The sequence below is a fragment of the Alphaproteobacteria bacterium genome (genome assembly GCA_004295055.1).
In the GTDB taxonomy this organism is placed as follows: domain Bacteria; phylum Pseudomonadota; class Alphaproteobacteria; order SHNJ01; family SHNJ01; genus SHNJ01.
The window spans coordinates 1-5,089 of record SHNJ01000019.1 but is presented as its reverse complement, the minus strand read 5'-3'; the positions used below and the strand labels follow the sequence as shown (position 1 = coordinate 5,089).

At 48.6% G+C, this 5,089-nt stretch carries 6 protein-coding genes; 4 read left to right on the top strand and 2 right to left on the bottom strand.

Features of this window, described 5'->3' with window-relative positions; genetic code table 11:
- Positions 1-476 precede the first annotated feature (476 nt).
- Entirely contained in the window at positions 477-1,163 is a 687-nt protein-coding gene (locus EYC62_05025) for an AAA family ATPase (protein TAH35137.1), read from the bottom strand.
- A 158-nt stretch (positions 1,164-1,321) separates the two neighbouring features.
- On the opposite strand from EYC62_05025, the gene EYC62_05020 reads away from it, so the two are divergent.
- The 4 genes from EYC62_05020 to EYC62_05005 are packed head-to-tail and all read left to right on the top strand — an operon-like array spanning position 1,322 to position 4,484.
- Complete coding sequence (locus EYC62_05020) at positions 1,322-2,500, top strand: acetyl-CoA C-acetyltransferase (protein TAH35136.1); 1,179 nt, start codon at positions 1,322-1,324, stop codon at positions 2,498-2,500.
- A complete protein-coding gene (locus tag EYC62_05015; GenBank protein TAH35135.1) occupies positions 2,500-2,883 on the top strand; it encodes a hypothetical protein in 384 nt (127 codons plus the stop codon). The genes EYC62_05020 and EYC62_05015 overlap by 1 nt, the downstream gene beginning before the upstream one ends.
- Positions 2,880-3,608 (top strand): acetoacetyl-CoA reductase, encoded by a 729-nt coding sequence (gene phbB / locus EYC62_05010; protein ID TAH35134.1) that lies wholly within the window; start codon positions 2,880-2,882, stop codon positions 3,606-3,608. Before EYC62_05015 ends, phbB begins: the two co-directional genes overlap by 4 nt.
- 3 nt (positions 3,609-3,611) lie before the next feature.
- A complete protein-coding gene (locus EYC62_05005; protein ID TAH35133.1) occupies positions 3,612-4,484 on the top strand; it encodes a hypothetical protein in 873 nt (290 codons plus the stop codon).
- Between the two features lie 123 nt (positions 4,485-4,607).
- Here the strand turns inward: EYC62_05005 and EYC62_05000 are convergent.
- Positions 4,608-5,089: MBL fold metallo-hydrolase (locus EYC62_05000; GenBank protein ID TAH35132.1), on the bottom strand; the 482-nt coding region annotated here is incomplete at its 5' end.

Sequence of the window (5,089 nt, the reverse complement as noted above, 5' to 3'; positions counted from 1 at the left end):
CGTATTTTGCCGCAATTTCAAAAACTGGGCCAGATTCCCGTCGATTTGATTCAATCGATGTTTTTTGATTTAGATCCGATGCTGGTGGTGCGTAAATTCCAAAAACTGGGATCGAGTGAACCCGCCACCAAACAAATGGAGCAATTTGTCGCATTGGAAGATTGGATCAATGACGGAGTGCCGCTTGCATACAAAGTATTGATGCAATGTATGCGGGATTGGTACCGCGATAATTTGATTGGAAAAAATAAGTTTAAGGTTTTAGGCAAAAACCTCGACCCAAAATCGGTTAAAAAACCGACTTTGATTATTATTCCGAAAAATGACCGGATCGTGCCGCCCAAATCGGCCGAAGCGGTCGCACGCCATTTGCTGCACAGCAATATTTTATGGGCGGAAACCGGGCATATCGGGTTGATGGCCAGTTCCTATGCAGTCCGCGATATTTGGCCGAAGATTGTAAAATGGATTAACGGTTAGTTAGGTGGTCTTGCTTGACCCAAAGCACGTAACATCTCTAATGGATTGACCGCCTTATCTTTTGCAAGCACCTTTCGGTAATCTGAACCTCTGACTTCAATTTCGCCGGAGCGTGCCATAATTTCCTCCAAGCGGCTGGTGGTACGTCCAATTTTATCTACTTCCGCAATTCTTTGGGTAATGCCGTCCTTCAAAGGAAAATTGGATGTCATGATAACCAGCGCGCGCCGATCATAAACACCGGTGACAAAATTCATCATGGCTTCGATATCTGATGGCGATAATTCTCTGACCGATTGTCTTTCTTTATAAACATCATCAATCATTATAATGGGAGTATCTCTGTGATATATCTCAAAAAGCGCAGTCGAGGCATGGGCATAATCAGAGGCAAAATTTCCCCTACTATACATTATTCTTTTGGCTAAATTGGCGTTTACCGCCAGAAGCGCGTTGATGGTGGCTTCCATCAAATGGGTTTTGCCAAGCCCCGGACCACCATGGATAAAAAATATTTGAGCATTGGCAAATGGCCGCGGATTATTGACAACAGTTTGCGCTTTAGGACCCACGAGCCTGACCAAGCCTAGAAATATTTCTTTGGCGCCGACCTGCGATGGATCGCTGGGTTCGTACATATCAAATGTATTGTTAGGGCCAGTTTTAGTGACGTAATTATCCATATCCAAAAGCCTATTGTTTCCTTAAAAGATTAATTCATATCATGTCTTCTGTCAATTCTTAAATTAAACCATTATAAAATAATGATTTCTCTCTTTTAAATCGGCCAATTTTATACTATTTAATGATTAGCTTTCCAGATACATATAAGAGGTTCCCCATGTCCAAATCCATCGTCATTGTTTCCGCCTGCCGCACCGGCATTGGATCTTTTCTTGGCACGCTGGCCACGACCCCGGCCCATATACTGGGCGCGGAAGTGATCAAGCATGCTTTGTCCCGCGCCAAGGTTGCGGCGAATGAAGTCGATGAAGTGATCATGGGAAATATTTTAACGGCTGGTCAGGGTATGAACCCCGCGCGTCAAGCCGCTATTGCTGCCGGAATTCCGGTTGAAAAAACCGCGATGACTATCAATCAAGTTTGCGGATCGGGATTACGTTCCATCGCGCTTGGATTGCAATCGATTGCCAATGACGATGCGAAGATTGTTGTTGCTGGCGGCCAGGAAAGCATGAGTCTTGCGCATCACAGTGCGTTTTTACGCGCAGGCCAGAAAATGGGTGGGCTAGAATTTGTCGATACCATGATCAAAGACGGCTTGACCGATATTTTCAACAATTACCATATGGGCATTACCGCCGAAAACGTCGCGCAGAAATGGCAGATCACCCGCGACATGCAGGATCAATTCGCGGCGAATTCCCAGAACAAAGCCGAAGCCGCGCAAAAAGCCGGTAAATTTAAGGATGAAATTATTCCGATCACCATCAAAAGCAAAAAAGGCGACACGGTGTTCGATACGGATGAATATATCCGCGCCGGTGTCACCGCCGAATTATTACAAGGATTAAAACCTGCCTTCGATAAATCCGGCACCGTCACGGCGGGGAACGCATCCGGCCTGAATGATGGCGCCGCCGCCGTTGTATTGATGACCGAAGATGAAGCCAAAAAACGCGGCCTAAAACCGCTGGCCCGGATCGCATCCTGGGCCACCGCAGGCGTTGATCCAACCATCATGGGTACTGGCCCGATTCCGGCATCGCGCAAGGCGCTCGAAAAAGCGGCCTGGAAAGCATCTGATTTAGATTTAATCGAAGCGAATGAGGCATTCGCCGCCCAAGCCTGCGCCGTGAACAAGGATATGGGCTGGGATTTGTCGCGCGTGAACGTGAATGGCGGGGCAATCGCGCTGGGCCATCCTATCGGCGCGTCCGGCACGCGGGTGATGGTCACGTTATTGCATGAAATGCAAAAACGTTCCGCCAAACGCGGCCTTGCCACGCTGTGCATCGGCGGCGGCATGGGTATCGCGATGTGTGTGGAGGCCGTATAATGCCATCGATCAATATTATTTTTCCGGCGAAACCACCGATTTCCATCCTCGGCCCGCGTAAAAAACATATTCATGAGGCTATTGCCAAAGGCGTTAGCAAGGCATTAAAACTTCCATTGGAATATGTACGTATTCACATGGCAACCCGCGCCGATGCTAAACGTATCCGCGCGGAAATATACGTTATGAAAGGCCACAAGCCGAAACGATTGAACGCTACACGAATTGTTATATGCGGTGCAATTGCCGATTGTTGCAATGTCAGCGCCGGAGCCATAGATTATGCGATTAACCAAATGGAAAGTCGCGATCATACCGTCGGCGGATGGAGCCTTAGTAAGCTTAGCGCGCTTGAAGCCACGAAAAGAAGGAGAACAAGATGACCCAACGTTTAGCATTAGTCACTGGCGGCACGCGCGGCATTGGCGCGGCATTAAGCAAATATTTAAAGGCCGATGGGCATGTGGTGGCGGCGACGTATCACAGCAACGATGAAGCCGCGCAGAAATTTTCCAAAGAATCCGGGATCCATGTATTCAAATGGGATGTCGGCAATTTCGATGCGTGCAAGAATGGCGTCGCCAAAATCGAGGCCGATTTGAAACGCCCCATCGAAGTTCTGGTCAATAATGCCGGCATTACCCAAGACACGACGTTGCATAAAATGACGCCGGACCAATGGCAGAAAGTCATCGAAACCAACTTGACCAGCTGTTTCAATATGTGCCGCAACGTGATCGAAGGCATGCGCACGCGGTCGTGGGGCCGGATTATCAATATCGGTTCGGTCAATGGCCGCAAGGGTCAATTTGGCCAGACCAATTATTCCGCCGCCAAATCCGGCATTCTGGGATTCACCCGCTCGCTCGCGCTGGAATCGGCGGCAAAGGGCATTACCGTGAACGCGGTCGCGCCCGGATATATCAATACCGAAATGGTGCAAGCGGTCGCGCCGGAAATTTTGCAAAAAATCGTCGCGCAAATTCCCGCAAACCGCCTGGGCACGCCGGAAGACGTGGCGGATTTGGTGGTATGGCTGGCATCGGACAAATCGTCGTTCGTCAATGGCGCGACATTCGATATCAACGGTGGGCAATATATGGTCTAGGCCTTGAATCAAAAAACCAATAATACTCTTGTCGGCCTATCGGCGATCCCCATCTGGTCGTTAACGCCGCTTTTGATCGTTCTGATCGGGCCAATGTCGGCGTTTTTCATGCTGGGATTCCGGTTTTTGTTAAGCGGCATTGTTTTATCGTTCGCGTCGATCGTTCGCGGCGAAGGATTTTTTTCGCAATTCAAACATCCGATTGGCGTTTGGATACTGACCCTGCTCGGCATATTATTATCGCAAAGCGTTTATATTTACGCCCTGCAACATGCGCCAACGGCCGAAGCCAACATGATCAATTATGTTTGGCCAGTGTACGTGATTTTACTGGGCGCGTGGGCGAATAAGGAAAAATTATATTTGCGACATTATATCGGCATTGTATCCGGCGCGATTGGATGCGCGGTCATTCTGCTGGGCGATGCCGGGTTCGCCTGGAAAAAAGAATATGCGCTTGGATATATTCTGGCGTTTCTCGGCGGCACGTTTTGGGCAGTGTATCAGGTTTATATGCGCAAATTCTATCAAAATGAAAAATCCAGCGTTCAGGGCGGACCGTTTTTAATCTATTCGCTTATCAGTTTCGGATTGTATTATTTATCGGGCAGTCCATTAGTGGTTTTGACGCCGGAAAATTGGGCTTATTTGCTGGTATTTGGATTGGTGCCGATTTCTTATTTATTCTGGGAATATGGCATTAAAAAAGGCGATTATCAGGCGCTGGCCTTTTGCGCTTATTTTATTCCGCTGCTGTCGGCGATTTTGATCGTACTTGTTACCGATGTAACTTTTTCCTGGTCGTTGTTTCTTGGCGGGGCGTTGATTGTCGCCGCGCCATTGATTGGCCGCGAAAAAATTCAAACCGTACAATAAAAACCCGCTAGGCCTAAGGATTTTTGTGATTTTTGAGAACCGGAGCGCAGCGTACGTTAAAGTACGTGAGCACCGGAATGCGCAGAAAATTGCAAAAAGCCAACGGCATAGTTAGGGTTTTAACTACTCCGAAATCGAATATAGCTTAGCAAATACTTCTGCTGGTTTTGCGCCGGAAAGGCCCATCAATTCCTGCATCACCGGATCATCGGCTCGTAAATACGGATTAAATTGCCGTTCGGTGGCCATTAGAAACGGCACGCTGGGTTCGCCCTTGCTGCGTTTTTGTTTAACGCTGGCGATATAATCTTTGATGTCTTTGCGTTCCGGTTCCAGCCGTGCCGCCAGCGGCGCGAAAGCCGGCGTATATTCATGCCCACAATAAATCTTCGTATCGTCCGGCAGAGATTTCAGCGCGGCCAGGGATTGCCACATTTGCGTCGATGTGCCTTCGAATATGCCGCCAACGCCAAGGCCAAATAACGTATCGCCGCAAAACAACGCCTTTAATTCCGGAATATAAAACGCCACATGACCGATGGTGTGGCCAGGCGTGTCGATCACTTGCCAGCGCACGCCAAGCAAATAAAAATCTTTTACCGGCG